General features: G+C 59.5%; 27 protein-coding genes and 1 tRNA gene. 20 read left to right on the top strand and 8 right to left on the bottom strand.

The genetic code is table 11. From position 1 onward, the window contains the following. Positions 1-45: 45 nt before the first annotated feature. The 6 genes from hisF to KI231_RS01675 form a co-directional block, all read right to left on the bottom strand. Entirely contained in the window at positions 46-816 is a 771-nt protein-coding gene (gene hisF, locus KI231_RS01700) for an imidazole glycerol phosphate synthase subunit HisF (protein WP_003220755.1), read from the bottom strand. Between the two features lie 9 nt (positions 817-825). Next, entirely contained in the window at positions 826-1,563 is a 738-nt protein-coding gene (hisA, locus tag KI231_RS01695; RefSeq protein WP_003220753.1) for a 1-(5-phosphoribosyl)-5-[(5-phosphoribosylamino)methylideneamino]imidazole-4-carboxamide isomerase, read from the bottom strand. A 103-nt stretch (positions 1,564-1,666) separates the two neighbouring features. Further along, on the bottom strand, positions 1,667-1,924 hold the full coding sequence (locus KI231_RS01690; RefSeq protein ID WP_103304196.1) for a DUF2164 domain-containing protein: 258 nt from the start codon (positions 1,922-1,924) through the stop codon (positions 1,667-1,669). Further along, the gene (gene hisH / locus KI231_RS01685; RefSeq protein ID WP_213027263.1) at positions 1,924-2,562 is read right to left on the bottom strand and encodes an imidazole glycerol phosphate synthase subunit HisH; all 639 of its coding nucleotides are present in this window, start codon (positions 2,560-2,562) and stop codon (positions 1,924-1,926) included. Before hisH ends, KI231_RS01690 begins: the two co-directional genes overlap by 1 nt. Next, a complete protein-coding gene (gene hisB / locus KI231_RS01680) occupies positions 2,562-3,155 on the bottom strand; it encodes an imidazoleglycerol-phosphate dehydratase HisB (RefSeq protein ID WP_007909204.1) in 594 nt (197 codons plus the stop codon). The genes hisH and hisB overlap by 1 nt, the downstream gene beginning before the upstream one ends. A 269-nt stretch (positions 3,156-3,424) precedes the next feature. After that, positions 3,425-5,089 carry an OFA family MFS transporter gene (locus KI231_RS01675; RefSeq protein ID WP_213027262.1) on the bottom strand — a complete coding sequence of 555 codons (1,665 nt, stop codon included), beginning with the start codon at positions 5,087-5,089 and terminating at the stop codon, positions 3,425-3,427. A gap of 233 nt (positions 5,090-5,322) precedes the next feature. On the opposite strand from KI231_RS01675, the gene KI231_RS01670 reads away from it, so the two are divergent. The 12 genes from KI231_RS01670 (at position 5,323) to KI231_RS01620 (ending at position 17,665) form a co-directional block, all read left to right on the top strand. Then, positions 5,323-5,727: an acetyl-CoA sensor PanZ family protein gene (locus KI231_RS01670; protein ID WP_213027261.1), complete on the top strand. Its 405-nt coding sequence runs from the start codon at positions 5,323-5,325 to the stop codon at positions 5,725-5,727. Positions 5,728-5,805: 78 nt separating this feature from the next. Beyond that, the gene (locus tag KI231_RS01665; protein WP_213027260.1) at positions 5,806-8,028 is read left to right on the top strand and encodes an AsmA family protein; all 2,223 of its coding nucleotides are present in this window, start codon (positions 5,806-5,808) and stop codon (positions 8,026-8,028) included. Further along, a complete protein-coding gene (mutY, locus tag KI231_RS01660; RefSeq protein ID WP_213027259.1) occupies positions 8,025-9,092 on the top strand; it encodes an A/G-specific adenine glycosylase in 1,068 nt (355 codons plus the stop codon). Before KI231_RS01665 ends, mutY begins: the two co-directional genes overlap by 4 nt. Beyond that, positions 9,089-9,361, top strand: coding sequence for an oxidative damage protection protein (locus KI231_RS01655; protein ID WP_003220737.1), 273 nt, complete (start codon positions 9,089-9,091; stop codon positions 9,359-9,361). The genes mutY and KI231_RS01655 overlap by 4 nt, the downstream gene beginning before the upstream one ends. Positions 9,362-9,464: 103 nt before the next feature. After that, positions 9,465-9,540, top strand: a tRNA-Phe gene (locus KI231_RS01650). A 408-nt stretch (positions 9,541-9,948) separates the two neighbouring features. Continuing rightward, a complete protein-coding gene (gene sbnA, locus KI231_RS30185; RefSeq protein ID WP_349306216.1) occupies positions 9,949-10,923 on the top strand; it encodes a 2,3-diaminopropionate biosynthesis protein SbnA in 975 nt (324 codons plus the stop codon). Positions 10,924-10,928: 5 nt separating this feature from the next. Beyond that, positions 10,929-11,960 carry a 2,3-diaminopropionate biosynthesis protein SbnB gene (gene sbnB, locus KI231_RS30180; RefSeq protein WP_315445259.1) on the top strand — a complete coding sequence of 344 codons (1,032 nt, stop codon included), beginning with the start codon at positions 10,929-10,931 and terminating at the stop codon, positions 11,958-11,960. After that, positions 11,954-13,729 carry an FAD/NAD(P)-binding protein gene (locus KI231_RS01640; protein WP_213027258.1) on the top strand — a complete coding sequence of 592 codons (1,776 nt, stop codon included), beginning with the start codon at positions 11,954-11,956 and terminating at the stop codon, positions 13,727-13,729. The genes sbnB and KI231_RS01640 overlap by 7 nt, the downstream gene beginning before the upstream one ends. Next, on the top strand, positions 13,726-14,340 hold the full coding sequence (locus tag KI231_RS01635; protein ID WP_213027257.1) for a glutathione S-transferase family protein: 615 nt from the start codon (positions 13,726-13,728) through the stop codon (positions 14,338-14,340). Before KI231_RS01640 ends, KI231_RS01635 begins: the two co-directional genes overlap by 4 nt. A gap of 17 nt (positions 14,341-14,357) precedes the next feature. After that, positions 14,358-15,782: an L-lactate permease gene (locus KI231_RS01630; RefSeq protein ID WP_213027256.1), complete on the top strand. Its 1,425-nt coding sequence runs from the start codon at positions 14,358-14,360 to the stop codon at positions 15,780-15,782. 27 nt (positions 15,783-15,809) lie between these two features. Continuing rightward, positions 15,810-17,288 carry an aminotransferase-like domain-containing protein gene (locus tag KI231_RS01625; protein ID WP_103304187.1) on the top strand — a complete coding sequence of 493 codons (1,479 nt, stop codon included), beginning with the start codon at positions 15,810-15,812 and terminating at the stop codon, positions 17,286-17,288. A 29-nt stretch (positions 17,289-17,317) separates the two neighbouring features. After that, a complete protein-coding gene (locus KI231_RS01620) occupies positions 17,318-17,665 on the top strand; it encodes a hypothetical protein (RefSeq protein WP_103304186.1) in 348 nt (115 codons plus the stop codon). On the opposite strand, the gene KI231_RS01615 is transcribed toward KI231_RS01620, so the two are convergent. Further along, entirely contained in the window at positions 17,662-18,111 is a 450-nt protein-coding gene (locus KI231_RS01615) for a hypothetical protein (RefSeq protein ID WP_103304185.1), read from the bottom strand. The two genes, KI231_RS01620 and KI231_RS01615, sit on opposite strands and share 4 nt — an antisense overlap. A gap of 261 nt (positions 18,112-18,372) precedes the next feature. Here KI231_RS01615 and KI231_RS01610 point away from each other — a divergent pair, with 261 nt between their 5' ends. From KI231_RS01610 to vapC, 6 genes are all read left to right on the top strand, one after another. Continuing rightward, positions 18,373-19,431: a PDDEXK nuclease domain-containing protein gene (locus tag KI231_RS01610; protein WP_213027255.1), complete on the top strand. Its 1,059-nt coding sequence runs from the start codon at positions 18,373-18,375 to the stop codon at positions 19,429-19,431. A 130-nt stretch (positions 19,432-19,561) separates the two neighbouring features. Next, a complete protein-coding gene (locus KI231_RS01605; protein ID WP_249412148.1) occupies positions 19,562-20,473 on the top strand; it encodes an alpha/beta hydrolase family protein in 912 nt (303 codons plus the stop codon). A gap of 29 nt (positions 20,474-20,502) precedes the next feature. Then, positions 20,503-20,916: a hypothetical protein gene (locus KI231_RS01600; protein ID WP_123449407.1), complete on the top strand. Its 414-nt coding sequence runs from the start codon at positions 20,503-20,505 to the stop codon at positions 20,914-20,916. 6 nt (positions 20,917-20,922) lie between these two features. Then, positions 20,923-21,375 carry a hypothetical protein gene (locus tag KI231_RS01595; protein WP_213027254.1) on the top strand — a complete coding sequence of 151 codons (453 nt, stop codon included), beginning with the start codon at positions 20,923-20,925 and terminating at the stop codon, positions 21,373-21,375. Between the two features lie 164 nt (positions 21,376-21,539). Then, on the top strand, positions 21,540-21,770 hold the full coding sequence (gene vapB / locus KI231_RS01590; RefSeq protein WP_103304180.1) for a type II toxin-antitoxin system VapB family antitoxin: 231 nt from the start codon (positions 21,540-21,542) through the stop codon (positions 21,768-21,770). Continuing rightward, a complete protein-coding gene (vapC, locus tag KI231_RS01585; protein WP_103304179.1) occupies positions 21,770-22,177 on the top strand; it encodes a type II toxin-antitoxin system tRNA(fMet)-specific endonuclease VapC in 408 nt (135 codons plus the stop codon). Before vapB ends, vapC begins: the two co-directional genes overlap by 1 nt. Before the next feature lie 70 nt (positions 22,178-22,247). Here the strand turns inward: vapC and gabP are convergent, their stop codons facing one another. Beyond that, complete coding sequence (gene gabP / locus KI231_RS01580; RefSeq protein WP_213027253.1) at positions 22,248-23,639, bottom strand: GABA permease; 1,392 nt, start codon at positions 23,637-23,639, stop codon at positions 22,248-22,250. A 552-nt stretch (positions 23,640-24,191) separates the two neighbouring features. Between gabP and KI231_RS01575 the strand changes: the two genes are divergently transcribed. Both KI231_RS01575 and KI231_RS01570 read left to right on the top strand, forming a co-directional pair. After that, the gene (locus KI231_RS01575; protein WP_103304177.1) at positions 24,192-24,965 is read left to right on the top strand and encodes an ABC transporter ATP-binding protein; all 774 of its coding nucleotides are present in this window, start codon (positions 24,192-24,194) and stop codon (positions 24,963-24,965) included. A 13-nt stretch (positions 24,966-24,978) separates the two neighbouring features. Then, positions 24,979-25,728, top strand: a complete 750-nt coding sequence (locus KI231_RS01570; protein WP_103304176.1) for an ABC transporter substrate-binding protein — start codon at positions 24,979-24,981, stop codon at positions 25,726-25,728. Positions 25,729-25,773: the final 45 nt, after the last annotated feature.

Below are 25,773 nucleotides of genomic sequence, written 5' to 3'. Positions count from 1 at the left end.
CAAGAGTGCCTTGGGTACGCCATGCTGTCCACTGGCCTGTACGGTTTAGCGCATCACAATCCCGCGTTGCGCCATATACGCCTTGGCTTCCTGCACGGTGTATTCGCCGAAGTGGAAAATACTCGCCGCCAACACGGCGCTGGCATGGCCTTCGAGGATGCCGTCAGCCAGATGCTGCAGATTGCCCACACCGCCGGAAGCGATCACCGGAATGCCCAGTGCATCGCTGATGGCGCGGGTCACGCCGAGGTCGAAGCCGTTTTTCATGCCGTCCTGATCCATGCTGGTCAGCAGGATCTCACCGGCGCCGAGGCCTTCCATTTTCTTCGCCCACTCGACCGCGTCGAGGCCGGTCGGCTTGCGGCCGCCGTGGGTGAAGATTTCCCAGCGCGGGGTTTCGCCGGGGCCGGAGACTTTCTTGGCGTCGATGGCGACGACGATGCATTGCGAGCCGAAATGCTGCGCTGCTTCACCAACGAATTCCGGATTGAACACAGCTGCGGTGTTGATCGAGACCTTGTCGGCACCGGCATTGAGCAGGTTGCGGATGTCCTGCACGGTACGCACACCGCCACCGACGGTCAGCGGGATGAACACCTGGCTGGCCATGCGCTCAACGGTATGCAGCGTAGTGTCGCGGCCATCGACGCTGGCGGTGATGTCGAGAAAGGTAATCTCGTCGGCACCCTGCTCGTCATAGCGACGGGCGATTTCCACCGGGTCACCGGCGTCGCGGATGTTTTCGAACTTCACACCTTTGACGACCCGGCCGTTGTCCACGTCCAGGCAAGGGATGATGCGTTTGGCCAGCGCCATGGTCAGTCCTCAGCCTTGGTACGAATCGCAGAAAGCTTGCGCTTCGGCGACGTCGAGGGTGCCTTCGTAGATCGCCCGGCCAGTGATGGCGCCGATGATGCCTGGCGCCTTGGCGTCGAGCAGCGACTTGATGTCACCGAGATTGTGGATGCCGCCGGACGCGATCACCGGGATCTTGGTGGCCGCAGCCAGCGCAGCGGTAAACGGCACGTTGCAGCCCTGCATCATGCCGTCTTTGGCGATGTCGGTATAAACGATCGAAGACACGCCGTCGGCTTCAAACTGCTTGGCCAGATCGATGACTTGCACGGTGCTGATTTCAGCCCAGCCATCAGTGGCGACAAAACCGTCCTTGGCATCCAGACCCACAATGATCTTGCCCGGGAATGCACGGCAGGCTTCAGCGACGAACGCCGGATCTTTCACGGCTTTGGTGCCGATGATCACGTAGCTCACGCCCGCCTTGACGTAGTGCTCGATGGTTTCCAGCGAACGGATGCCACCGCCGATCTGGATCGGCAGGGTCGGGTAGCGCTTGGCGATCGCGGTGACCACTTCGCCGTTGACCGGCTGACCTTCGAACGCGCCATTCAGATCGACCAGATGCAGACGACGGCAACCGCCCTCCACCCACTTGGCAGCCATGCTCACCGGGTCATCGGAGAACACTGTGGAATCTTCCATGCGGCCCTGGCGCAGACGTACGCAGGCACCGTCTTTAAGATCGATAGCGGGAATAATCAGCATGCTTTTTCCTTCGTCAAAAGAGCGGCAAGCTGCAAGCCATAAGCTGCAAGCGCGCACGCGCGTCTATCTCTTGCAGCTTGCAGCTTGACGCTTGCCGCTGCTCTTAATTTTTTTCGAGCGCCCACAGGTCGCTTTCGATGCTTTCAAACCGCTCCTTAAGGTGGGTCTGCACATCGAAAATCGCCCTGTTGTAATAGTGCGGAGCAATTTCGCGGGTAAACAGCTCAAGAATTTCCGCCGCTTCAAACGAGCCGAGGTCGAGTTCGAATCGATCCTCCATGAAGCGTTTGATCTTGTGATTGGCCTCGCTCTCCTGCTCGGGAGTGAGGGTCAGGATCGGCGGTTTCTTCTTGATAGCCATTACCAGCGACCGTCCCACGCCGCGAAGTTCTGCAGCAATTGCAGGCCATGTGTATGGCTCTTCTCCGGATGGAACTGCACGGCAAAGCGCGAGCCTTCGGCCAGCGCTGCGGCGAAATCGACACCGTAATGACCGCCGCCCACCACCTGACGCGCGTTGGCGGCGGCGATGTAGTAGCTGTGCACGAAGTAGAAACGCGCCATGTCCGGAATGTCATGCCACAACGGGTGGCTGACCTTCTGTTTCAATTCGTTCCAGCCCATGTGCGGGACTTTCAGGTGTTCGCCGTCCTCATGCAGGTCTTTGCCGAAGAACTTCACCGCGCCCGGGAACAGGCCGATGCAGTCGACGCCGTCGTTCTCTTCGCTGCTGTCGAGCAAGGCTTGCATGCCGACACAGATGCCGAGGAAAGGACGATCCTGGCTGACTTCACGCACCAGCGAGTCGAAACCGAGACGACGGATTTCCGCCATGCAATCGCGAATTGCACCGACGCCGGGGAATACCACGCGGTCGGCTTCGCGGATCACGTCCGCATCGCTGGTGATCAACACCTTGCCGGCACCGACGTGCTCGAGGGCCTTGGCCACCGAGTGCAGGTTGCCCATGCCGTAATCGATAACTGCAACCGTCTGCATTACAGAACGCCTTTGGTCGATGGCATTTGCCCGGCCATGCGCTCATCCAGCTCCACGGCCATGCGCAGGGCGCGGCCGAAAGCCTTGAACACGGTTTCGATCTGGTGGTGGGTATTGGTGCCGCGCAGGTTGTCGATGTGCAGGCTGACGAGTGCGTGGTTGACGAAGCCCTGGAAGAATTCCTGGAACAAGTCGACGTCGAAGCCGCCTACGGTGGCGCGGGTGTACGGCACGTGCATCTGCAGGCCTGGGCGGCCGGAGAAGTCGATCACCACGCGCGACAGCGCTTCATCGAGCGGCACGTAGGCGTGGCCGTAGCGACGGATGCCTTTTTTGTCGCCGATGGCTTTGGCGAAGGCCTGGCCGAGAGTGATACCGACGTCTTCCACCGTATGGTGGTCGTCGATATGCAGATCGCCCTTGCATTCAATATCCAGGTCGATCAACCCGTGACGGGCGATCTGATCCAGCATGTGCTCAAGAAAAGGAACACCGATATCAAATCGGGCCTTTCCGGTGCCATCAAGGTTGATCGAGGCTTTGATCTGGGTTTCCAGAGTGTCGCGCTCGACAGACGCCTTACGTTCGGCCATCACCAGCTCCGCAAAATCATTGGGCGAAAAAGGCAGCCATTATAGGCACGCGGGGCCGAAACAGAAACACGAGACGTGACATGGCAGACGGATAGAACCCCCGGCTGTCGCGGGTAGACATGTCCATACAAGCCATTACAGGCACCCCAAACCGACTGTAGGAGTGAGCCTGCTCGCGATGAGGGCCTCACAGTCACCATTTCTGTGACTGTCAGACCGCTATCGCGAGCAGGCTCACTCCTACAGGGGTACTGCGTTTTACCAATTACTTAGTGAAACAATACTGCCGTTTTCTGCAGGGTCACCCACACACCCCACGCCAACGGAATACCCACCACCAGCCACGCAGCCACCGCCAACGGCTTGCTGCCCGGCGCGGCTTTCCATTCCAGCACGGTGGTCGCGTCAGCACCTTTGTCATGACCCAGTGCCTGTTCGGCCGCCAGCTCAGCGTCGGTCATGAAGTACTTGTCAGCCACCGGGCGTACCAGCATGTTGCAGAGGAAACCCAGCACCAGCAGGCCGGCGAGGATGTACAGGGTGATGTCGTAAGCCGCCGCGCGTTCCACGCCGATGCTCAGCTGATACTCACGCAGGTAGTTCACCAACACCGGACCGAGCACACCAGCTGCCGCCCACGCCGTCAGCAGACGACCGTGGATCGCGCCGACCATTTGCGTACCGAACAGGTCGGCCAGATACGCAGGAACGGTCGCGAAACCACCGCCGTACATCGACAGGATGATGCAGAACGCCGCCACGAACAGCGCAACGTTGCCCAGATGACCGAGGTTCGGGATCAACGCATACAGGGCAAAACCGAGGGCGAAGAACACGAAATAGGTGTTTTTGCGGCCCAAGTAATCCGAGAACGATGCCCAGAAGAACCGGCCACCAATGTTGAACAGGCTCAACAGACCAGTGAAACCGGCCGCAATCGCGGCGATCGAGGCCAGTTGCCCGGCATCCAGCTGACCGAACGGCACGTCAACACCCAGCAGTTTGCCGCCGAACACTTCCTGCAGCAGTGGCGAAGCCATGCCGAGGATGCCGATACCCGCCGATACGTTCAGGCACAGCACCAGCCAGACCAGACGGAATTGCGGGGTTTTCCACGCGACATTCACGTGCACGTGACGGTGAGTGATCATCGAGTTCGAAGCTTTTTTCGCCGGAGCGGTCCAGCCTTCAGGCTTCCAGCCAGTTGGCGGTACGCGGTAAGACAGTGCGCCGCCGATCATGAACACGAAATAGATCGCGGCCATCACCAGGAAGCTCTGCCACACGCCGACGCTGGTTGGCGAGGCGAAGTGGCCCATCAGCGCTGCGGCCAATGGGGCACCAACCATCGCGCCGCCACCAAAGCCCATGATCGCCATGCCGGTAGCCATGCCGCGCTTGTCCGGGAACCACTTGATCAGGGTCGACACCGGCGAGATGTAGCCCAGGCCCAGACCGATACCGCCGATCACACCGGAACCGATCCACATCAGCCAGATCTGGTGGGTATAAATACCCAGCGCCGAGATCAGCAGACCGCCGCACCAGCACAGCGCCGATACGACACCGGCCTTGCGTGGCCCGGCGTGTTCGAGCCAGCCGCCCCAGATCGCTGCCGAGCAGCCGAGAAAGATGAAGAACAGGGTGTAGATCCAGCCGAGCATCGAGATCGGCCAGTCGCATTGCGAAGAAAACACCTGAGCGATGAAGCTCATGTCCGGCGCGCAAGCCACTGGCGCAGTGATGCCCAACGCCTTGGACAGCGGTAGCCAGAACACCGAGAAACCGTAGGCCATGCCGATGCACAGGTGAATGGCCAGAGCGGCCGGTGGTACCAGCCAGCGGTTGAAACCGGGCTTGGCGATGATGCGTTCCTTGGACAGGAACGCAGGCTGGTCGGCGTTGACGCCGTCCGCCGTGATGCTCGTGCTCATTGTGTATCCCCCAATTATTAGTATGGTTCGCCAGCCACTGTTCACCCTCGGCCTTAATGCACGCAGGCATGACCGTTTTTTCAGGTGAAGCTCCTTGAAGGCGCGACGTTAAGTCGCAGAAGGACGGACGAACCGGCGAAGGTTACCATTTGCACGTGACAGAAAAACCAAACTGATATCACCTTTTTCATGTCACCTGATCTCCTGCACAGGACATTTCCTACGGAGCCACCATGCCAGTCATCGTTCAGACGCTTGAAGACGCCAGTTATCAGGACCAGCAGGATTTGCAGAAGATTTACCGCGATGCGCCCGATTGGCTGTTTGCGCCGTTCTCCGGCGAGGCCGAGCTGATCGAAAGCGCCTTGGCTGACGGCTGTTTTATTGCCGGACGTTTCAATGACCGCTTGCTCGGCGCCGCACGTCTGACAAGGCACCCCGAGGTTTGGTACTTGTCGCATTTATGCGTACGAAAAGTTACCCGACGCCGTGGGGTTGCCGAGCGGCTGGTGAACCAAGCGCAGAAAATGGCGTCGCAAGCGGGGGCAGAACTGCGTCTGCTGGCGCCTGTCGGGCATCTTGAAGCCGAGGCCATCGCCGCCAGGTTGCACCTGCCACTGATGGTGCTGACAACATGACTTCACCCCGAAACGGGCCGTTGCAGCGCTATACTCCCCGGCTAAATTACGAATTCGACTAACTACAAGGACTCGCCCATGAAAGCGTTCGGCAAAATCCTGGGTCTGGTACTTCTCGGGCTGTTGCTGATCATCGTGGCGGCAGGCTTTGCCCTGACCCACCTCTTCGATCCCAACGATTACAAAGACGAGATCCGCCAGATAGCCCGCGACAAGGCCCACATCGAGCTGACGCTCAATGGCGATATCGGCTGGAGCCTGTTCCCGTGGCTCGGCCTGGAATTGCACGAAGCCAGCGTCGCCACCCTGGCCAAGCCCACCGAACCTTTTGCCGACTTGCAGATGCTCGGCCTGTCCGTGCGCGTGCTGCCGCTGTTGCGCCGCGAAGTGCAGATGAGCGATGTGCGCGTCGAAGGCCTCAACCTCCGTCTGAACCGCGACAAGAACGGTCACGGCAACTGGGAAGACATCGGCAAGGTGCCTGTCGCGGCCGGCACAACGCCGCCAGCCACCCCCGGCGAACCCGCCAGCGACACCCCGGTCGCGGTGGAAAAACCCGCGCAGCCGATCCGCCTCGACATCGACAGCCTGACCGTCAACAACGCCCGTGTTGAGTACAACGACGAACTGACCGGCAAGCAGTTCAGCGCCGAAAGCATCCAGTTGAGCACCGGCCCGGTGCACGATTCGACCAACATTCCGGTGAAAGCCACTGCCTTCCTCGGCACTAATCAGCCCGTGCTGCGGGTGCGTACCGAACTCACGGGTGAACTGCGCTTCGAGCGCGCTCTGCAACGCTACAAGTTTGAAGACCTGAAGCTTTCCGGCGAACTGGCCGGTGACCCGCTTCAAGGCAAGACCATGACCTTCGCCGCCCAAGGCCAGCTTTTGCTGGATAAAGCCGCGAACGTCGCCGAATGGACCGGCATCAAGATCTCCGCCAACCAGTTGCGCGCCTTGGGTGAACTGAAAGCCAACGACCTCGACAAGACCCCGCAGATCACTGGCGGCATCTCGATCGCGCAGTTCGATCTGGCGAAATTCGTCGACAGCATCGGCCAGAAACTGCCGGCCATGGCCGAGGGTAGCCTGAGCAAGGTCGAACTGGTCAGCCGTGTTTCGGCCACGCCAACCAGCGCCGCGTTCGACAACATCAACCTGAAGATCGACGACAGCAGCTTCAGCGGCCGCATCGCCGTCGAGGATTTCGCCAAACAATCGCTGCGGGCGATCCTCAAGGCAGACACCTTCAACGTCGACCGCTACTTGCCGCCGAAATCGGAAAAGGCCACCAGCGCCACGCAAGTGCGTCAGGCCGAAGTCGCCAGCACCGAAGCCGATGCCATGGCCGGCGCAGGCTCCACGCCGCTGCCGGACAAACCGAGCAAAAGCGCCTGGAGCACTGATCGTCTCCTGCCGGTTGAACGCCTGGCCAAGCTCGATGTGGATGCCGACCTGACTTTCGGCCAGTTGACCCTCGACAAATTGCCGATCCAGAACGCCGCACTCAAAGCCACCGGCCAAGGCGGCTTGCTGACCCTCAATAATCTGAGCGGCGAGCTGTACAACGGCGGCTTCGAAGCCAAAGGCACCCTCGACGTACGCCCGAGCGCGCCAGTGCTGAACCTGCAGACGAAGATCAACCGCGTACCGGCGGAAAAAATCCTCGAAAGCCAGGGCAAGAATCCGCCGGTCAAAGGCCTGGTAACCCTCAACAGTAATGTCACCGGCAGCGGCAACAGCCAACAGGCACTGATCGAAACCCTCAACGGCAACGCCAGTTTCGTGATCAACAACGGCGTGCTGCTCAACGCCAACCTTGAGCAGCAACTGTGCAAAGGCATCGCCACGCTCAACCGCAAAACCCTTAGCGGCGAGCCACGGGGCAAAGACACGCCATTCCAGGAACTCAAGGGCAACCTGACCTTCCGCAACGGTATCGCCAGCAACCCGGACCTGAAAGTGCGCATCCCGGGCATGACCGTCAACGGTGACGGCGATATCGACCTGCGTGTGCTCGGCATGGACTACCGCGTCGGCATCATCGTTGAGGGTGACACCAGCGCCATGCCGGATCCGGCCTGTCAGGTCGGCGAAAAATTCGTCGGCATCGAGTGGCCGCTGCGCTGCCGTGGCCCGCTGGAACTGGGCGCCAAGGCCTGCCGTGTGGACAACGACCGTCTCGGTCAGGTCGCGACCAAACTGGCTGGTGACAAACTCAGCGAAAAAATTAACGAGAAACTCGGCGACAAGGTCAGCCCGGAATTGAAAAACGCATTGAAGGGGCTGTTCAAGCGATGAGAGCGGAGCAGTTTTCACAGGCGGTGCTGGAGTGGTTCGACCGCCACGGCCGCCACGATCTGCCTTGGCAGCAAGACATCAATCCGTATCGGGTGTGGGTGTCGGAGATCATGTTGCAACAGACGCAAGTCAGCACCGTGCTCAACTATTTCGACCGTTTCATGGCCGCGCTACCGACGGTTCAAGCGCTGGCCGAGGCGCCGGAAGACGAAGTACTGCACCTGTGGACGGGCCTGGGTTATTACACCCGCGCGCGCAATTTGCAGAAGACCGCGAAGATCGTCGTCAGCCAGTACGGCGGCGAGTTTCCGCGTGACGTCGAAAAGCTTACGGATCTGCCAGGCATTGGCCTGTCCACTGCTGGCGCCATCGCGAGCATCAGCATGGGCTTGCGCGCGCCGATTCTCGACGGCAACGTCAAACGCGTTCTGGCGCGCTTTACCGCGCAAGAGGGCTACCCCGGCGAGCCGAAGGTCGCCAAACAACTCTGGGCCAACGCTGAGCGTTTTACGCCGTACGATCGGGTCAACGCCTACACCCAGGCGATGATGGATCTGGGCGCCACACTCTGCACGCGGAGCAAACCGAGTTGCCTGTTGTGCCCGCTGGAACGTGGCTGCGAAGCGCACATGCTTGGCCTGGAGACGCGCTACCCGATTCCCAAGCCGCGCAAAGTCATTCCGCAGAAACGCACGCTGATGCCGATGCTCGCCAATGGCGACGGCGCGATTCTGCTTTATCGCCGTCCGTCGACAGGCCTGTGGGGCGGTTTGTGGAGCTTGCCGGAACTCGACGACCTCGACGACCTGCAACATCTCGCCGATCAGCACTCGCTGACCATGGGCGAGCAGCAGGCGCTGCCAAACCTTGTCCACACCTTCAGCCATTTCCAGCTGTCCATCGAACCCTGGCTGGTTCAGGTGCAGGAGGCCAGCCATCACGTGGCCGAGGCCGACTGGCTCTGGTATAACCTCGCCACCCCGCCGCGCCTGGGCCTCGCCGCCCCGGTCAAAACCTTGCTCGAACGCGCGGCTGCCGTATTGAATGCAGGAGAGTCACCATGACCCGCACCATCATGTGCCGTAAGTACAAAGAAGAATTGCCCGCTCTGGAACGCGCTCCTTTCCCGGGCGCCAAAGGTCAGGATATTTTTGATCACGTCTCCGCCAAGGCCTGGGCCGACTGGCAGAAACACCAGACCCTGCTGATTAACGAAAAACGCCTGAACATGATGAACGCCGAGGATCGCAAATATCTTCAGGGCGAGATGGACAAGTACTTCTCCGGCGAGGATTACGCCAAGGCCGAAGGCTACGTTCCGCCTGCCGAGTAAACCCGCAAAATCGGGGGTGGGATCGTAAGCGACGGAATTAATTTAAGAAATTTTAAAAAAGTCGTTGACGTAAATCCGAAAAACCCTTTTAATGCGCCCCGTTGCCCAGATAGCTCAGTCGGTAGAGCAGGGGATTGAAAATCCCCGTGTCGGCGGTTCGATTCCGTCTCTGGGCACCAAATACCGAAAACCCTGAATCGCAAGATTCAGGGTTTTTTTATGCCTGCGATTTGATCATGCCTCCCTACTCGCCCTCTCCCTCTCGATACACCCATCCCCACCTGTACTGAAAAATACCCGAAATCTGTATCTCTCCCCTTGTAGGAAATTTCGCCAGTATTTCTCCAAGCCTTGGCGAGCCAATGACTGGCTCTACTTTGCGCCCCGCAACACTCTCGACCCTTGAGGTCGTCAGAGCGCAAAACCTGATTTTTTGAATAGATCGGCGTTCACCGCAAGGTCACTTCCTGTCCAGCTAAAAAATCTAAAAAAAACCAACAGGCGAACTGCATTTACTGCTTTTCAAACATTCCAGGATGAATGCTGGCGCCCCCGTGCGCCCGGCAAAAGAGCGAAACGGACGACGTATGATCAAGCAACTTATCAATGAAGATAGTTATGTGCAGATTGGAGAACTTTGCAGCGCAAGGATCCAACTGAAAATCGAAGGACTGAATCCTGCCGGATCGATAAAACTCAAAACCGCACACGCACTGATTACCGATCTGGAAAATCAGGGGCGGATTTCCCATAAGACGCGTCTGGTCGAGTCTTCATCGGGGAATCTGGGGGTTGCGCTGGCCATGGTCTGCGCCGCCAAGGGTTACAAGTTTGTCTGTGTGATTGACCCGAACATTTCTGCGCCAAACAGGAAGCTCATGCAGGCACTTGGCGCCGAGATGATCATGGTTGATCAGCGTGACGAAAACGGCGGTTACCTTAATTCGCGCATTCGTTTGATCGAGCAACTGGTCGCGGAGAACCCGGATTACATCTGGCTCAACCAGTACAAGAATCCGACCAATCCCCTCGCCCACTATCAAGCGACTGCCAAGTCCATTGCCCATAAGTTTCCCCATGTGGATTACCTGTTTGTCGGCGCCGGCACTACCGGCACGCTGATGGGCTGCAAGAACTACTTCGCCGAACATCATCCACAGACCAAAGTCATCGCTGTCGATACTGTCGGCTCGGTCACGTTCGGCCTGCCGGGGGGCACGCGGCATATCCCGGGTCTGGGCACCAGTCGCCTGCCGGAGATATTCGAGGCGTCCGGGATTCACGACTTCCTGTCGATTCCCGAGGAACAGACCATCAAGGTCTGCCGCTGGCTGGCGCAACGCTACGGCCTGCTCTTCGGCGGCTCCACCGGCACCGTCCTCGCGGGCATCCAGCAATGGGCGCCGCACATCCGTCCCGACGACGTTGTCGTGGCGATCTCACCCGACATGGGTGAGCGCTACCTCGAAACCATCTATTCCGACGACTGGGTCACCCAGCGTATCGGCGCAGCGGCGTTGCAACCCCTTTTCCCAGAAATCGCTCTGGCACTTTCGGCGTAATTCCCATGACCACACAGAACCCGATCCAACCGTTCCACGTTATCCCCGGCGCAGTCGTCAAGGACATCCTCAACGGCCTGCGGCAGGAAGCCATCGAGATCGTCGCGCAGACCTACTTGACCCACGAACGTGGCGAAACCGTTAACCCTGACAGTTACTTCCTGCGCTTTCCGGCGGAACCGGCGAACCGGATCATTGCGCTGCCGGCGGCCATCGTCGACAGCGAGGGCGATCAGTCAGTTTCCGGGATCAAGTGGATTGCCAGCTATCCCGACAACATCAAGTCGGGCATCCCGCGCGCTTCGGCGGTATTGATCCTCAACGATCCGGACACCGGTTATCCCTATTCGCTGCTCGAGGGTGCGTTGATCAGTGCTGTGCGCACTGCTGCGTCGGCGGTGCTCGGCGCGTGGTGGCTGAATGGCCAAAGGAAAAGCGCGCCAAGACTTTCGATCATTGGTGGCGGGGTGATTTCGCGAAACATCCTTGAGACGTTCATCGCCGACGACTGGTCGTTCGACAGCGTGGGGATCCACGATCTCAACGCCGAATCTGCTCAAGCGCTGTCGGCGTTCGGCAAACAGCTCGGGGTTCCGGATGTACAGCTGCTGTCGCTGCAAGACGCACTCACCGCCGACATCGTGGTGTTCGCCACCAGCGCCGGCGAGCCTTATGTGAAAGGCAGCGGCACTTTCCGTCCGGGGCAGATCGTCCTGAACATTTCGCTGCGGGATATCGGCGCAGAAATCATCGAAGAAAGTTACAACTACTTCGACGATGTGACCCATTGCCTGAAGGCCAATACCTCGCCGCACTTGGCCGAGCAGCAGTACGGTCATCGCGACTTCGTTACCGGCACCGTGGCGCAATTGATTCGCGGCGATCTGCAAGTCGCCACAGACAAACCGCTGATCTACTCGCCATTCGGCATGGGCATCCTCGATCTGGCGATTGGCCGGATGATTCACGACATCGCCGTCAAGGATGGCTCGGCGGTCGCCATCCCGTCCTTCTTCGGGGAGGAGCGCAGATGGTGAAGGCGCCTCTACTTATCGGCTTGGTGGGCTGCGGATCGCGCGGGCTGTCGATTTTCGAACGCCTGCTGAGCGTCGCCGAGGAGCGCCCGGAGCAACCGATCGTCATCGATATTTTCGAACCCAATGTGCTCGGTAGCGGCGCGCACTGGCCGGATCAGCCGGATTATCTTTTGCTCAATACCGTCGCCGGTCAGCTCGGGGTATTCCCCGACGCAGCGGCATTCGGAAATCTGGCGGATGCACGCGAAAGGCCGGGCGCGGATTTCCTGACGTGGTGCCGTGAGCAGCGCATCAAGGTCGATCCCGACAGCGGCTTGCTCGCCGCCGATGGACGCGATGTCGAGGCGCAGGACTTTTTGCCGCGTCATCTGCTCGGCGCTTACCTGGCGGATGCCTTTGCACAAATCCTCGCCACCGCGCCCAGCTGGGTCAGCGTGAACCTGCATCAACAGGCCGTGACGGCGGTCGAACGCAATGCGGCTCAGCAGTACGTTCTGCAAACCGCATCAGGCGAGGCGGTGGCGGTGGATCGGCTGATTCTGACGGTCGGCCATACCGGTCGCCTGCGCCTGGCTGATCGCAACCGCATCGAGGACGTCTACCCGCTGCCTGGCAGCCTCGACACCATCGAACCCGGCGAAACCGTGCTGATTGAAGGGCTGGGCCTCGGCGCGATGGACACCCTCGCGGCGCTCACCTCGGGCCGCGGCGGTCACTACAAGCGCATGGCCGACGCCAGTCACGCGTATCAACCGTCAGGTCGCGAGCCGGTGATCTTTATCCAGTCGCGGGACGGCCTGCCTTTCCGCACTCGCCCCAACGGCCTGATCGAGTTCCCCCGCCATCAAGCCGTGCTGCTCACCAGCGCGCGCATCGAAGCCTTGCGGGCCAATGCACCGAACCGGCAGCTGGATTTCGAGCAAGACATCCTGCCGCTGATGCTGCTGGAGATGCGTGCGGCGGCCGTCGCTGTCCTGCATGAAAACCCGACGCAGGTACTTGAGCAACTCAGGAGCGTCAGCGTTGCCGGGCCTGCTGGCGTTGTCGCCTGCGAAGCGTTGCTGCGCGATTACGAAGCAAGCGGCGGCGCGATCAATCCGCAGGCGTTGATCTGGCATGCACTGCCGGACAATGTCACGCCGCACAACTATCACGCCTGGATCTACGACACGCTCGAAGCCGACTTGCAGGAGTCGCGGCTGGGCCGTGGGGCGTCGGCGATCAAAGCGGCCATCGAAGTCTGGCGTGATCTGCGTGACCGACTGCGTGAAGCGGTCGACTTCGACGGGCTGACCGACGCCTCCCACCGGCAGTTCTATGGTCGTTGGCACAAGGCGATCAACCGCCTCGTCGCCGGCCCGCAGAAAGAGCGCCACGCCGACCTGCTCGCCCTGTGTGACGCCGGTCTGCTGACGTTCCTCAAGCCTGGCTCTCGACCTGCTATAGACCATTTCAAGCGTGTCGCCGGCTATGTCCAGAGCAGCGGCGTGACCAACAGCGACTGCGCGCCGGTACGCGACCTGGCGCGCCTTGGACTGATCCGCCCGCGTACCGACGTGCCGGGCATCGACGGCATTGATGTCGACGCGGCGTGTCATCCCAAGTCGAGCGCGGGCGAACCCGTGCGCAACCTCTGGGTGCTTGGCCCGCTCGCCGAAGGCTCTTGCTACTACAACCACTACGTCACATCGGCGGGTGCGCCCTCGCGCCTGTTCATGGACGCTCATCGCGCCGCCACTGCAATTCTTGAGGCAGGTACTCCCGCATGAAACTCTACTACCAGACGCATTCGCCCTACGCCCGCAAAGTGCTGGTGCTTGCCCACGAACTCGGCATCGCTTCGAGCCTGGAAGTGATCCATCACGAGACCAGCCCGACGTCGCCGAACGAGGTTATCTACAAGGCCAATCCGTTGGGCAAGGTGCCGGTGCTGATCCTCCCTGACGATAGCGCGCTGTTCGATTCCATCGTGATTTGCGAGTACCTCGACGACCTGAGCAACGGCTCGAAACTCATCCCGGCCAACGGCCCCGAACGCTACAAGGCCCTGCGCCTGCAGGCGTTGGCGCAGGGCATGTGCGATGTCGGCATCAAGCTGCGCTGGGAAGTCGAGCGTCGCCCGGAAGCCTTGCGCTACCCGGCCTACGCCGAGGGTCAGGCGTTCAAACTCAAAGAGGCTTATCGCTTCATCGAAGAGCACGTCGATCTCAATGGTCCGATCACCATTGGCCACATCGCCCTGGCGACCGCACTCGACTGGATCGCCTTTCGCCAGCTATCGGACTTTTCCGCTCAGACACGCCTGACCGAGTGGTATCAGACTTTTTGTGAGCGCCCGTCCATGCGGGCGACCGAGTACAGCGGGCAGACTCACGATTAAGTTAAGGAAAACTGTGTATGAGCTCTCTCTTGTTGCAAATGTCACCGATCGCGCTGGTGATCGCGCTGATCCTGATCGTCCGCCGACCGCCGGTTCAAGCCGCGCTGGCAGGCGTGGTACTGGTGCTCGTGCTATGGGCATTGGGCGCTGCCGGACCGGTGTCGGCGGCCATCAGCTCAGCGATTTTTCAGGACACCACGATCCTGTTTCTCAGCACCGCGTGCGTGATCGTGCCGGGGCTGGCGTTCGTCATCCTGGTCGAGCGCGGTGGTGCGCCGCAGGCCATCGGCGCCTGGGTCAAGGAGCTGGGCTGGACCCCGCCGGCGCAAGTCATCTTCATCGTGCTGGGCCTGGCGCCGCTGCTTGAAGCGATGACCGGTTTCGGTGTCTCACTGATCGCCACGGTGCCGTTGTTGATGGGCCTGTTCACCCGTCAGTCGGGGATGAAAATCGCCCTGGCGGGCATGGTCATCATGCCGTGGGGCACCTTGGGCCTGGCCACGGTGATTGGTGCGCTGCTAGCGCACCTGCCTGCAGAAACCCTTGGCAGCCATTCGGCGCTGATCAGCGCCCCAGTGTTCCTCTGCCTCGCCGCGATCGCCCTGTGGCAGGGCGGCATCCGCACGGTTTCACCGTGGCTCGGGCTGATCGTGGTAACGGCGCTGTTCGTGGCGGTGCTGTTCTCCATCAACCTGTGGATCGGCCCGGAAGTGTCCGGGGTGCTGGCGGGTCTTGCCGTGGCCTGCGTGGGTCTTGGCATCTCCTACGCACAACGGAAAAAACTGGTGCGCTGGCCGAACGCGGCGTGGCCATACCTGGCTTTGCTTGGGGTAATCGTTGTCTCGCGCGGCGTGTTTGTTCTGTCGGGCTGGGATGCGCTGTGGATCGTCAAAGGCGAGCACGTTTCCTGGAAGCCATTGGCATCCCCGGGGCTGGCGCTGCTGATCGTCACCCTGCTGATGGCAATCAAACAAAGCGCGGCGACGGGTTTCCCGTGGCGCGCACTGTTCAACCGGGCGAAGTTTCCGGTTACGACGATTTTCCTGTTCCTGCTGCTGTCCCAGGTCATGGTCAACGCCGGATTTCTGGTCGAGGCACAGCGCACGCTGCAATCGTTGTCGGGGATTTCCCTGGCGCCGACCATCGCGTTGCTGGCGGGGATCGCCGGTTATGTCACCGGTTCCAACGTCGGCGGCAACACCCTGGTCATGCCGTCCATCGCCGCACTGAGCAGCGAACACGGAGCGTGGCTGGCGGCGATGGTCAACAGTGCCGCCGGGCATGGTGCGCTGGGATCGCTATCGATTCTGTCGCTGATCATCGGGCTGGCGGGTGCAAACCGGCAGGAGGAGCACAACCTGATCCGGTTCGCCTTCGGACTGGTGGCCCTCAACATCGTCATAGTTGCTGCAACGGGAATCGTTTTGCTCTACTTTCTCTGAATTGTTTCGAGACATAACAGAGAACTTATGGACAGGTTTGATTTACCGGACAAGCGCTGGCGGATAGTCAAGGACTGGATTATTCGTCAGATCGACAGTGGTGAGTGGGCAGCCGATGCAAAACTGCCCTCGATCCGCACCCTGGCGAGAATGTTTGAAACCAGCATCACCACCGTGCAACGCGCGTTGGCGGATCTGGAAGCCGATGCTTATGTGTCGACCAAACCCCGCATCGGCTATTTCGTTTCAGCGTCCGGACAGGCAAAACCCGCCAGCGGTTTCGATTTTTCCAGTGTCACCGTCAACGTCAATCATGCGGTGGTGGCGATGCTCTCCGAAGCGGCTTCACGCACCACCGCCTCGTTGAACTCAGCCGTTTTGCACAGCGATCTCACGCCCAATGTGCTGCTCAACAAATGCCTTTCAGTACTGGCCGGCAAGGCTGACAACTCGCTGACTGGCCTGGTCGCGCCACCCGGCCTGCCGGCACTGCGACGGCGTATTGCCGGGCTGATGCTGACGCGCGGCGTGGTCTGCGGGCCGGACGATATTCTGGTGACCTCGGGCGACACGATTGCCCTGGAACTGGCCCTCGAAGCCGTCGCACCGCGAGGCGCTACGGTCGCCATCGAAACCCCGACCTATTACGGCATCCTGCAGACCATCGAACGTCTGGGCATGCGCGCCCTGCCGATCCGCACCCACGGCAAACTGGGCCTCGACGTCGATCACCTCGAAGAAGCGCTGAAACTGAAAAAGGTCTCGGTGATCTTTCTCAACCCGACCCTGCAGAATCCCCGTGGTTTCATCATGCCCGATGAAACCCGCGCCCGACTTTCACACATGGCCCGCGAAGCGGACGTGCCGATTATCGAGGACGACATCTTCTTCGATCTGGTGCCGGAAACAGAGCGCCCGCGCGCCATCAAAAGCTACGACACCAGCGGGCAGACGATTTACTGCTCGTCGTTCTCCAAGACCATCGCCCCCGGTTATCGCGTCGGCTGGTGTCTGGCCGGCAAGTACCGCAACGCGATTCTGGCGCAAATGTTTTCGCGCAATCTGGCGGTGTCCAGCCTTGCGCAAAATGTCCTCAACGAATTTATCGGGCGCGGTTACATGGACGAGCACTGCGCCAGGCTCAGGTCGCAACTGTCATCGCTGGCAAGTTTTGTCGAGGGGCTGGTGCGCACGGACTTCCCTGCGGGAACCGTGTACGTGCCACCGCGTGGAGGTTTTATTCACTGGATCGAAATGCCCGCACACACCGACATGCCGGCTCTGCAAGCGTTCGCCACCGAACGCGGTTGCCATGTCGCCGGCAGCGGAATTTTCTTCGCCGACGGACATGCAACTACGGGCGTGCGCATCTGCCTGGGTACAGCACTGACCCCAGGCGTGATCGAGATTCTGAAGGTGATTGCCGAGTGCGCGCACCTCGCCGGGCGACCGTCGCCTGTGCGGCAGCCACTGATTGAGCAACAGGAAGAACCGGCGGTTTCCTGACCGCGAAAGGACGTTCGCAGAGCTAACTCATGAATCAGAAAAGAACCCGCATCCCCCTGCCCCATCCGCCGCCGTATCGCCAAAGCCGCCTGTCGATATGCCTGACGATCCTGTTCAGCGTGTTTCTGGTATGTCTGGGTGGGATGCTCTGTTACCTGGTCATCGATGGGTTAGAACAGGGCTCCATCACCATGATCACCCGTGGCGGCCCGGCCAGGACTTATACCCTCGCGGCCCAACCGCGCCTGTATTGGTTCGAGATCGTCTGGCAGGGATTGTTCGCTCTGCTGTTACTGGCCGCAGGACCGGGATGGTACTGGGTCAATCGTATATCCCGGCCTGCTGCCCAGCCAAAGCGCAAAGCCAAAACCCGCTAGCTGTTGTCGTTCCAGTGGAACACCAGATTGCGCGCAGCACCGCCGCCAACATCCGTGACATCCTGCCGTGTCTCGCCCTTACGCGTGGCCACAACGGTGTATTTGCCGGGTGGCAATTGCACGTACACCAGTGGTCCCGTCTGACTCAGCGTCAGCACGATTTGCCCCGGGGCCTGTTGAATCGTCACATCGACGTCGGCGGTGTACTCGTCTTGCGCGCCGACCGCAAACGTCATGTGCAGGTTGTAACCGCTGGATTGCTGAATGGCTTTCGCCTCATCCTCACCGATCCCGCCGGCCAGATATCGGGTGCCATTTTGCTGTTGTTGCTGCACTTGCACACCCGTGCTGTCGACGGGCTCAAGACTGCCGGCCTGCAGCATCACCGGAAACAACAATGCGGCAACCGTAGCGACGGACAGCACGAATGAAAGAACGCGTTTCATGAGAGTGACTCCCGGGCTCTCGTAGAGCCCAACCGTTACCCTGCATTGGATCGGCGGCAGGCAGATCGCGTTTTAGAATGATTCGAACTTGGGCCGTGTACGAAACGGACTACAGACCAAAGTCACCGAAAGCCCCCTTCGCCAGCAACGTCCTGCAACACCCATCCCGTCTTCCTGCTGACTTCACAGGTGCGCCCGACATCCTTGGGCAACGACTGTCGGCATGCTTGTGTTCCTGTTTCCAATGACGTGGAAGACCTGATGAGCAAGCTTGAACCTGCTGACACGCAAGATCCGAAAATCGATTCACTGTTGGGTGAACTGGGCGAGCTGATTCGCCAGTCACGGCAAAAAGTGCTGCGTGTGGTCGATACGATTCAGGTTCAGACCTGTTGGCAGATTGGCCGGCATATCGTGGAGTTTGAACAGGAAGGCGCCCGGCGGGCGGGGTATGGCAAGCAGTTGCTGCCGACACTGGCAAAAGAACTGACGTCCCAATTCGGAAAAGGTTTTGATGCCTCGAACCTCCGGTACATGCGGCTGTTTTATCAAGCATTTCCAATTCGTGACGCACTGCGTCACGAATTGAGCTGGACCCACTATCGCCGGCTCCTGCGGGTCGAAAGTGCCAAGGCCCGCCAGTGGTATATGGACGAATGCGCCACCCTCAACTGGTCGAGCCGCGTCCTCGACCGCCAGATCAATACGATGTACTACGAGCGCCTGCTGATGAGTCGGGACAAGGCGGGCGTGGTCGAGGAAGCCACAACCAACATTGCAGCGATGCACTGCAATCCGCGAGAGTTCATCCGCGACCCGGTGATCCTCGAGTTTCTCGGCTTGCCCTCCCCGGGCAAGGTCAATGAATCAGGGCTTGAACAAGCGCTCATCGATCACCTGCAAAGTTTTCTGCTTGAACTGGGCAAAGGCTTTTCCTTTGTGGCCCGACAACAACGCATCAGCGCAGGCGGTTGGGATCTGTACATCGATCTGGTGTTTTACAACTACCTGCTCAAATGCTTCGTGATCATTGATCTCAAACGCGGCCAGCTCAGTGCCGGTGATGTCGGGCAGATGGACATGTACGTGCGCATGTACGACGAACTCAAGCGCAGTGAAGGCGACCGTCCCACCGTCGGGATCATTTTATGTGCGCAGGACAACGAGGCGGTCGCACGCTACTCAATACTCAAAGGCAATGAACAACTGTTCGCCAGCAGCTACAAAACGGTGCTGCCAAGTGTCGAAGAACTACGAGCGGAGCTGCAAAAAGAACAGGCGTTGATCGAGGAACGCTTACTCAGCGAATCCACTGAGTAAGCGCTGCGGATTGTCCCCTGGATGCGCCGAGACTATTGTTGGCAGCTACCCGCGAAGATCGAGTGCCATGAGTTCTCACGACACGCCCGAATTGGAAAGTGTGCAGCGCAGGGCATCAGCAGCCGCTGAGATGCAGGGTGAAGCCTTCAAGGAAACGGCTGCCGACGGTTTTGTCCTTGGCGGTTTCACTTGGCGACATGCCCTGCCCGACATCCAGCACCCGGTGGTGATCATCAACGCCGCCACTTCCGTGCGCTGCCGTCATTACTCGCGTTTCGCCGCTCATCTGTTCGCCAATGGTTTCGACGTTATCACCTACGACTACCGTGGCATCGGCGAATCGCGCCCCGACTCGATGAAAGGATTGCACGCCTCATGGACCGATTGGGGAGCGCTGGATTTCGAGGCGATGCTCAAACGTGTGCAGCGAGAGTTTCCCGGTCAACCCATCGACGTGGTCGGGCATAGTTTTGGTGGCTGTGCGGCGGGCCTCGGTGAATCCGGGCAGGTCATCCGACGGCTGGTCACCGTTGGCGCTCAGTTCGCCTATTGGCGCGATTACGCCCCTGAGCAGCGCTGGCGCATGTTCGGCAAATGGCATCTGCTGATGCCGCTGCTGACGCTGTTCTGCGGCTACTTCCCCGGCAAACGCCTTGGCTGGCTGGAGGATACGCCAACCGGCGTTGTGCGCGACTGGAGCACGCCTGCCCCGCGTTTCGAACGGCGCCCAAGCGGTCGCGCCCTCATGGAAAAACGCGGCGCTCTGCCCTTCGACAATGTCCGTGCTCAAACCCTGGCGATCAGCATCAGCGACGATCCCTACGGCACTGTTTCGGCCATCGAACGCCTGCTCGCCTACTTCACTAACGCCTCGAAAACCCACCTGCGCATCGAACCGCAGGACATCGGCGAGCAACAAGTCGGACATTTCGCCTTTTTTCGCAGCGCATACCAAGCCACACTATGGCCCATCGCTCTGACCTGGCTGCAAACCGGTGAATTGGCCCCCGACACACCCGGGCGGCAAATTCCGCGCAGCTGAGCCCAACCAACGCACCACGGAACAACACCATGGCCTCCGCCAACAAGCAGCAAAAACGCGCCGCACGGGCCAAGACCAAGGCCAAACAGAACCGCAGCAAACGCGCCGAAGCGCCGGTCGAGCTGGACCCGAACGACGACCGCATCGACTTCGAGTCGGTGGATCTGACCGAGCTGTTCAAGAAAATGATCGACGCCGAGAAGATCAGCCAGCAAGCCCTGTGCACCGCGTTCCTCGAAGACCCGTTGCTGGAACTGGTCTATGAGCAGGAAGGCGAAGAAGGCGCGATGGACTTCATCCTCGCGGCGCTGATCGAGTATCGCCAGTGGTCCCAGGAAACCGACGAAGCCGGCGCATTGGCGTGGATCGAATCCCCGGCCTTCCAGGCCGACTATGTGGCAGCGTCCGACGCGATCGCCGCACAAACCCAACAGAAGAACTGAGTTCCCATGGCATCCCTGAACAAGCAACAGAAACGCGCCAAACGCGCCAAGGCCAAAGCCAAGCAAATCCGTATGGTCGGGCGTAAGCCGCTGGATCAGGACGAAGACCTCGGTCACCTCGCCGAGCCGATCCCGGATTACACCCTGGCGATGTTCAGCAAAATGCGCGACGCCGAAGCCATCAGCCGCAACGAGATGCTGTTGACGCTGCTGCGCGAACTGGCGTTCATCATCGTTGATCATCCAGAGCTGCTGGACATGGAAAACGCCGACAACGAAGGCATGGCCGCCACCCACTTGGCCGCCGACATGCTGATCGACTACCGCATGTGGGCCGACGGCATGGACATCGAAACCGCCCAGGCCTGGCTGAGCGAGCCACAGTTCATCACCGATTTCGGGGTTGCGCTGGATACTTACGGCAAGTCGCAGGAAGCATCGGAAGAAAAGAGCGAATAAACCACGCTCACAAACAAAAACGGCCGCTAGTCATCACTGACAGCGGCCGTTTTAGTTTGGATGGCTTGGTTACCCTTTGTCCGATGACAATGTATATCCCATTGACATATCCCAAGCTCAACCTATCCTGAGCTCATCGCAGGAGCAGACCTTGGAGGTCAAATATGGAACAGACCACAATTTTCATGAGCAATAGAAGTCAGGCAGTTCGACTGCCAAAGGCAGTTGCGATGCCCGGCGACGTTAAACGAGTGGAAATCATCGCGATTGGCAGAACACGCGTCATTACGCCTGCTGGAGAAAGCTGGGATAGCTGGTTTGATGGCGACAGCGTCACCCCTGATTTCATGGCTGACCGTGAGCAACCCGCTGATCAGGAGCGCGAGTCGTTCTGATGATCAAATACATGCTGGATACCAACATCTGCATCTTCACCATCAAGAACAAACCACAAATTGTCCGGGAAGCTTTCAATCGACATTCCGGGCAGTTGTGCATCAGCGCTATCACGCTCATGGAGCTTATTTACGGTGCTGAAAAGTCCGCGGCCCCAGAAAAGAATCTAGCGGTTGTCGAAGGATTCGTTGCGCGATTGGAAATCTTGCCTTTCGATAATGACGCAGCAGCACAGACCGGGATGATTCGATCTGAACTTGCGAAAGCGGGAACACCCATTGGACCGTACGACCAAATGATCGCAGGCCACGCACGGTCGCTTGGACTTATCGTAGTCACGAACAATGTGCGGGAATTTGAACGTGTTTCCGGATTGCGTATTGAGGATTGGGTTCATCCCGTCTGAGCAAAGCTCTCAAACAAAAACGGCCGCTCGTCATCACTGACAGCGGCCGTTTTGCATTACGTGTTACGGATCAGTTCAGCACCACCGCACCACTTTTTTCCAGCTTGCGGCGGCGCGCCACCAGCAGACCGGCTGCGACGACCAGCAGACTCAGCATGCCGGTCGCGAGGATTTCCACGCGGTGGGCTTCCTGGAACAGCATGATGGTCAGGGCCGCGATGATGAAGATGATCACCGCGTAGGTCAGGCCCGGAAAGAGCCACATGCTGAAGACGATTTTCTCGCCGCGAGCCACGCGCTGTTTGCGCATACGCAGTTGCGAGAAGGCGATCACCAGGTACACCAGCAGCGCGATGGCGCCGGAGCTGGCCAGCAGGAATTCGAACACGGCGGCCGGAGCCACGTAGTTGGCGAATGTGCACAGGAACGCTGCACCAGTAGACAGCATCACCGCCCAGTAAGGCGTACCGCTTTTGTTCACGCGAGTCGCCATGCCCGGTGCATCACCGCGTTTGCCCAGGGAGAACAGCATGCGCGACGAGGTGTAGAGCGCCGAGTTCAGGCAGCTGGTTACAGCGACCAGCACCACGATATCAACGATCATCTTGGCGTTAGGGATGCCCATGCGCTCAAGCACGGTCTGGTAGGAACCAAGGTTGGCCAGCGTAGGATCGTTCCACGGCACCAGCGCCACAACGATGAAGATCGATACAAGGTAGAACAAGCCGATCCGCCAGATCACCGAGTTGGTGGCCTTGGAGATTTGCTTGCCCGGGTTTTTCGATTCCGCGGCCGCGATGGTCACGATTTCGGTACCCATGAACGAGAACATGGTGGTCAGGATCGCGCCCAACACCGCGCCCATGCCGTTTGGCAGGAAGCCTTGCGTGTCGAACAGGTGCGAAACACCGCTGACCTGGCTGTTCGGCAGGAAGCCGAAGATCGCTGCCAGACCGAGGATGATGAAGCCAATGATCGCCAACACTTTGATCAGGGCAAACCAGAATTCGAACTCGCCGTAATTCTTCACGCTGAACAGGTTGGTCACAGTCAGCAACATGGTGATGATCAGAGCGAAAGCCCAGATACCCACATCGGGGAACCACGCGTGCAGGATGGTCGCGGCGGCGTTGGCTTCCAATGGAATCACCAATACCCAGAACCACCAATACAACCAGCCGATGGTGAAACCGGCCCAGTGCCCGATGGCACGGTCGGCATAAGTCGAGAACGAACCGGTGTCCGGCGAAGCAACCGCCATTTCGCCGAGCATGCGCATCACCAGCACCACCAGGGTACCGGCAGCGGCGTAGGCCAGCAGCACGGCAGGGCCGGCGGCAGCGATGGCGTGGCCGGAGCCAACGAACAGACCTGCGCCGATAACACCGGCGATCGACAGCATGGTCACATGACGCGGTTTGAGCCCTTGTTCAAGGCCATTGGAGCTTGGGGTACTGCTCATCGGAACTACCTTTGCGAGGAAAGCGATTGCGTCCGTCCTGTCTGGTTTTCCTTCTCGTAAAAAGAAACCAACGGGGCGTTCCAGATTCTGCACGCAATAATTGCGCCAAAATGTTTCAAACTCTTCTGGCCTGCGGTTTCCGGCGCGACCGGACAGTCATCGCAAGTCCTTGGATTTAATGGCATTACGCCAGAGCGTTACCCTGCGACTCACTTTTCAAACGATCGGGCGCACCAGAAACACACTGAAAAAGTGTGGGATGCACAATAAAAGGGCGATTCAGGAACGTTCGGCCGGATAGCGCTTCCAACACCCCGCCAAAGCTGGCAACATCGCGCCTTTTTTTACGCGACACCCACGGGATTGCACGATCAAACACCCGTTCGGTTGTTGATGGGGCGACAGTCAGCTGTGCTGATGCGACAACCTGCCACATGCCATCCGTTTACCGCTCGTAGCGCTGTTGGCTGCCATTGAAACGCTATGCTAGCGTGGCCGCCTCGCCAGGAAGGCCACCCAACAGCTGGAGCGCAACATATATGAGGAACGCACATGGCTGAGGCCACGCCCGCGCTTGAAATCCGCAACTTGCACAAACGCTACGGAAAGCTTGAGGTGCTCAAAGGCATTTCGCTGACCGCCCGTGACGGCGATGTGATCTCGATCCTGGGTTCCTCCGGTTCCGGCAAGTCCACGTTCCTGCGTTGCATCAACCTGCTGGAAAACCCGCATCAGGGCCAGATTCTGGTGGCCGGTGAAGAACTCAAGCTCAAGGCCGCCAAAAATGGCGAACTGGTTGCCGCCGACGGCAAACAGATCAACCGCCTGCGTTCCGAAATTGGTTTTGTGTTTCAAAACTTTAATCTGTGGCCGCACATGAGCATCCTCGACAACATCATCGAGGCACCGCGCCGTGTGCTCGGCCAGAGCAAGGCTGAGGCCATCGAAGTCGCCGAAGCGCTGCTGGCCAAGGTCGGTATCGCCGACAAGCGCCACGCCTACCCGGCGCAATTGTCCGGTGGCCAGCAACAACGCGCAGCGATTGCCCGCACGCTGGCCATGCAACCGAAGGTGATCCTGTTCGACGAACCCACCTCCGCGCTTGACCCGGAAATGGTTCAGGAAGTACTTAGTGTCATCCGCGCATTGGCCGAAGAAGGCCGCACCATGCTGCTTGTGACCCACGAAATGGGTTTCGCCCGTCAGGTCTCCAGCGAAGTGGTGTTCCTTCATCAGGGCCTTATAGAAGAGCAAGGATCGCCACAGCAGGTGTTCGAAAACCCGCTTTCGGCGCGCTGCAAACAATTCATGTCCAGCAACCGCTAACGGAGCAACATGCATGCAGAACTATAAAAAGGTCTTCCTGGCTGCGGCCGTCACCCTGGCGTTCAGCGCCGGTGCCATGGCCGAAACCCTGAAGATGGGCATCGAAGCGGCTTACCCGCCGTTCAACAACAAAGATGCCAGCGGCCAGGTTGTCGGCTTTGACAAAGACATCGGCGACGCCCTGTGCGCCAAGATGAAAGTCGAGTGCACCGTGGTCACCTCCGACTGGGACGGCATCATCCCGGCCCTGAACGCGAAGAAATTCGACTTCCTGATCTCCTCGCTGTCGATCACCGACGAGCGCAAAGGCGCGGTGGACTTCACCGACCCGTACTACTCGAACAAGCTGCAATTCATCGCCCCGAAAAACGTCGACTTCAAAACCGACAAGGACTCGCTCAAAGGCAAGGCCATCGGTACGCAGCGCGCCACGCTGGCGGGCACCTGGCTTGATGACACCTACGGTAGCGATGTCAACGTCAAACTCTACGACACTCAGGAAAACGCCTACCTCGACCTGACTTCCGGTCGTGTCGACGCGATCCTCGCCGACAAGTACGCCAACTACGACTGGCTGAAAAGCGACGCTGGCAAGAACTACGAGTTCAAAGGCGACCCGGTCGTGGAAAGCGACAAGATCGGCATCGCTGTGCGCAAGGGTGACCCTCTGCGTGAGAAGCTGAACGCCGCCCTGAAGGAAATCGTCGCCGACGGTACCTACAAGAAGATCAACGACAAGTACTTCCCGTTCAGCATCTACTGATCCTGACCTGTGGGACTGGCGCCATGCGATGGCGCCGGCTCCCGA

The organism is Pseudomonas sp. Seg1 (genome assembly GCF_018326005.1).
Classification (GTDB): domain Bacteria; phylum Pseudomonadota; class Gammaproteobacteria; order Pseudomonadales; family Pseudomonadaceae; genus Aquipseudomonas.
This window is presented reverse-complemented; position numbering and strand designations above follow the sequence as displayed.

What these genes read in the sequence shown, in the direction of transcription:
- KI231_RS01610 (WP_213027255.1), top strand. Translation starts at nt 18,373, where the DNA reads ATGAGCAAGCTTGAACCTGCTGACACGCAAGATCCGAAAATCGATTCA.
- KI231_RS01620 (WP_103304186.1), top strand. Translation starts at nt 17,318, where the DNA reads ATGAATCAGAAAAGAACCCGCATCCCCCTGCCCCATCCGCCGCCGTAT.
- sbnA (WP_349306216.1), top strand. Translation starts at nt 9,949, where the DNA reads ATGATCAAGCAACTTATCAATGAAGATAGTTATGTGCAGATTGGAGAA.
- KI231_RS01690 (WP_103304196.1), bottom strand. Translation starts at nt 1,924, where the DNA reads ATGGCTATCAAGAAGAAACCGCCGATCCTGACCCTCACTCCCGAGCAG.
- hisA (WP_003220753.1), bottom strand. Translation starts at nt 1,563, where the DNA reads ATGCTGATTATTCCCGCTATCGATCTTAAAGACGGTGCCTGCGTACGT.
- KI231_RS01625 (WP_103304187.1), top strand. Translation starts at nt 15,810, where the DNA reads ATGGACAGGTTTGATTTACCGGACAAGCGCTGGCGGATAGTCAAGGAC.
- hisF (WP_003220755.1), bottom strand. Translation starts at nt 816, where the DNA reads ATGGCGCTGGCCAAACGCATCATCCCTTGCCTGGACGTGGACAACGGC.
- KI231_RS01600 (WP_123449407.1), top strand. Translation starts at nt 20,503, where the DNA reads ATGGCCTCCGCCAACAAGCAGCAAAAACGCGCCGCACGGGCCAAGACC.
- vapC (WP_103304179.1), top strand. Translation starts at nt 21,770, where the DNA reads ATGATCAAATACATGCTGGATACCAACATCTGCATCTTCACCATCAAG.
- KI231_RS01570 (WP_103304176.1), top strand. Translation starts at nt 24,979, where the DNA reads ATGCAGAACTATAAAAAGGTCTTCCTGGCTGCGGCCGTCACCCTGGCG.
- KI231_RS01670 (WP_213027261.1), top strand. Translation starts at nt 5,323, where the DNA reads ATGCCAGTCATCGTTCAGACGCTTGAAGACGCCAGTTATCAGGACCAG.
- gabP (WP_213027253.1), bottom strand. Translation starts at nt 23,639, where the DNA reads ATGAGCAGTACCCCAAGCTCCAATGGCCTTGAACAAGGGCTCAAACCG.
- sbnB (WP_315445259.1), top strand. Translation starts at nt 10,929, where the DNA reads ATGACCACACAGAACCCGATCCAACCGTTCCACGTTATCCCCGGCGCA.
- KI231_RS01630 (WP_213027256.1), top strand. Translation starts at nt 14,358, where the DNA reads ATGAGCTCTCTCTTGTTGCAAATGTCACCGATCGCGCTGGTGATCGCG.
- KI231_RS01605 (WP_249412148.1), top strand. Translation starts at nt 19,562, where the DNA reads ATGCAGGGTGAAGCCTTCAAGGAAACGGCTGCCGACGGTTTTGTCCTT.
- KI231_RS01665 (WP_213027260.1), top strand. Translation starts at nt 5,806, where the DNA reads ATGAAAGCGTTCGGCAAAATCCTGGGTCTGGTACTTCTCGGGCTGTTG.
- KI231_RS01635 (WP_213027257.1), top strand. Translation starts at nt 13,726, where the DNA reads ATGAAACTCTACTACCAGACGCATTCGCCCTACGCCCGCAAAGTGCTG.
- KI231_RS01595 (WP_213027254.1), top strand. Translation starts at nt 20,923, where the DNA reads ATGGCATCCCTGAACAAGCAACAGAAACGCGCCAAACGCGCCAAGGCC.
- KI231_RS01615 (WP_103304185.1), bottom strand. Translation starts at nt 18,111, where the DNA reads ATGAAACGCGTTCTTTCATTCGTGCTGTCCGTCGCTACGGTTGCCGCA.
- mutY (WP_213027259.1), top strand. Translation starts at nt 8,025, where the DNA reads ATGAGAGCGGAGCAGTTTTCACAGGCGGTGCTGGAGTGGTTCGACCGC.
- vapB (WP_103304180.1), top strand. Translation starts at nt 21,540, where the DNA reads ATGGAACAGACCACAATTTTCATGAGCAATAGAAGTCAGGCAGTTCGA.
- KI231_RS01655 (WP_003220737.1), top strand. Translation starts at nt 9,089, where the DNA reads ATGACCCGCACCATCATGTGCCGTAAGTACAAAGAAGAATTGCCCGCT.
- KI231_RS01640 (WP_213027258.1), top strand. Translation starts at nt 11,954, where the DNA reads ATGGTGAAGGCGCCTCTACTTATCGGCTTGGTGGGCTGCGGATCGCGC.
- hisH (WP_213027263.1), bottom strand. Translation starts at nt 2,562, where the DNA reads ATGCAGACGGTTGCAGTTATCGATTACGGCATGGGCAACCTGCACTCG.
- hisB (WP_007909204.1), bottom strand. Translation starts at nt 3,155, where the DNA reads ATGGCCGAACGTAAGGCGTCTGTCGAGCGCGACACTCTGGAAACCCAG.
- KI231_RS01675 (WP_213027262.1), bottom strand. Translation starts at nt 5,089, where the DNA reads ATGAGCACGAGCATCACGGCGGACGGCGTCAACGCCGACCAGCCTGCG.
- KI231_RS01575 (WP_103304177.1), top strand. Translation starts at nt 24,192, where the DNA reads ATGGCTGAGGCCACGCCCGCGCTTGAAATCCGCAACTTGCACAAACGC.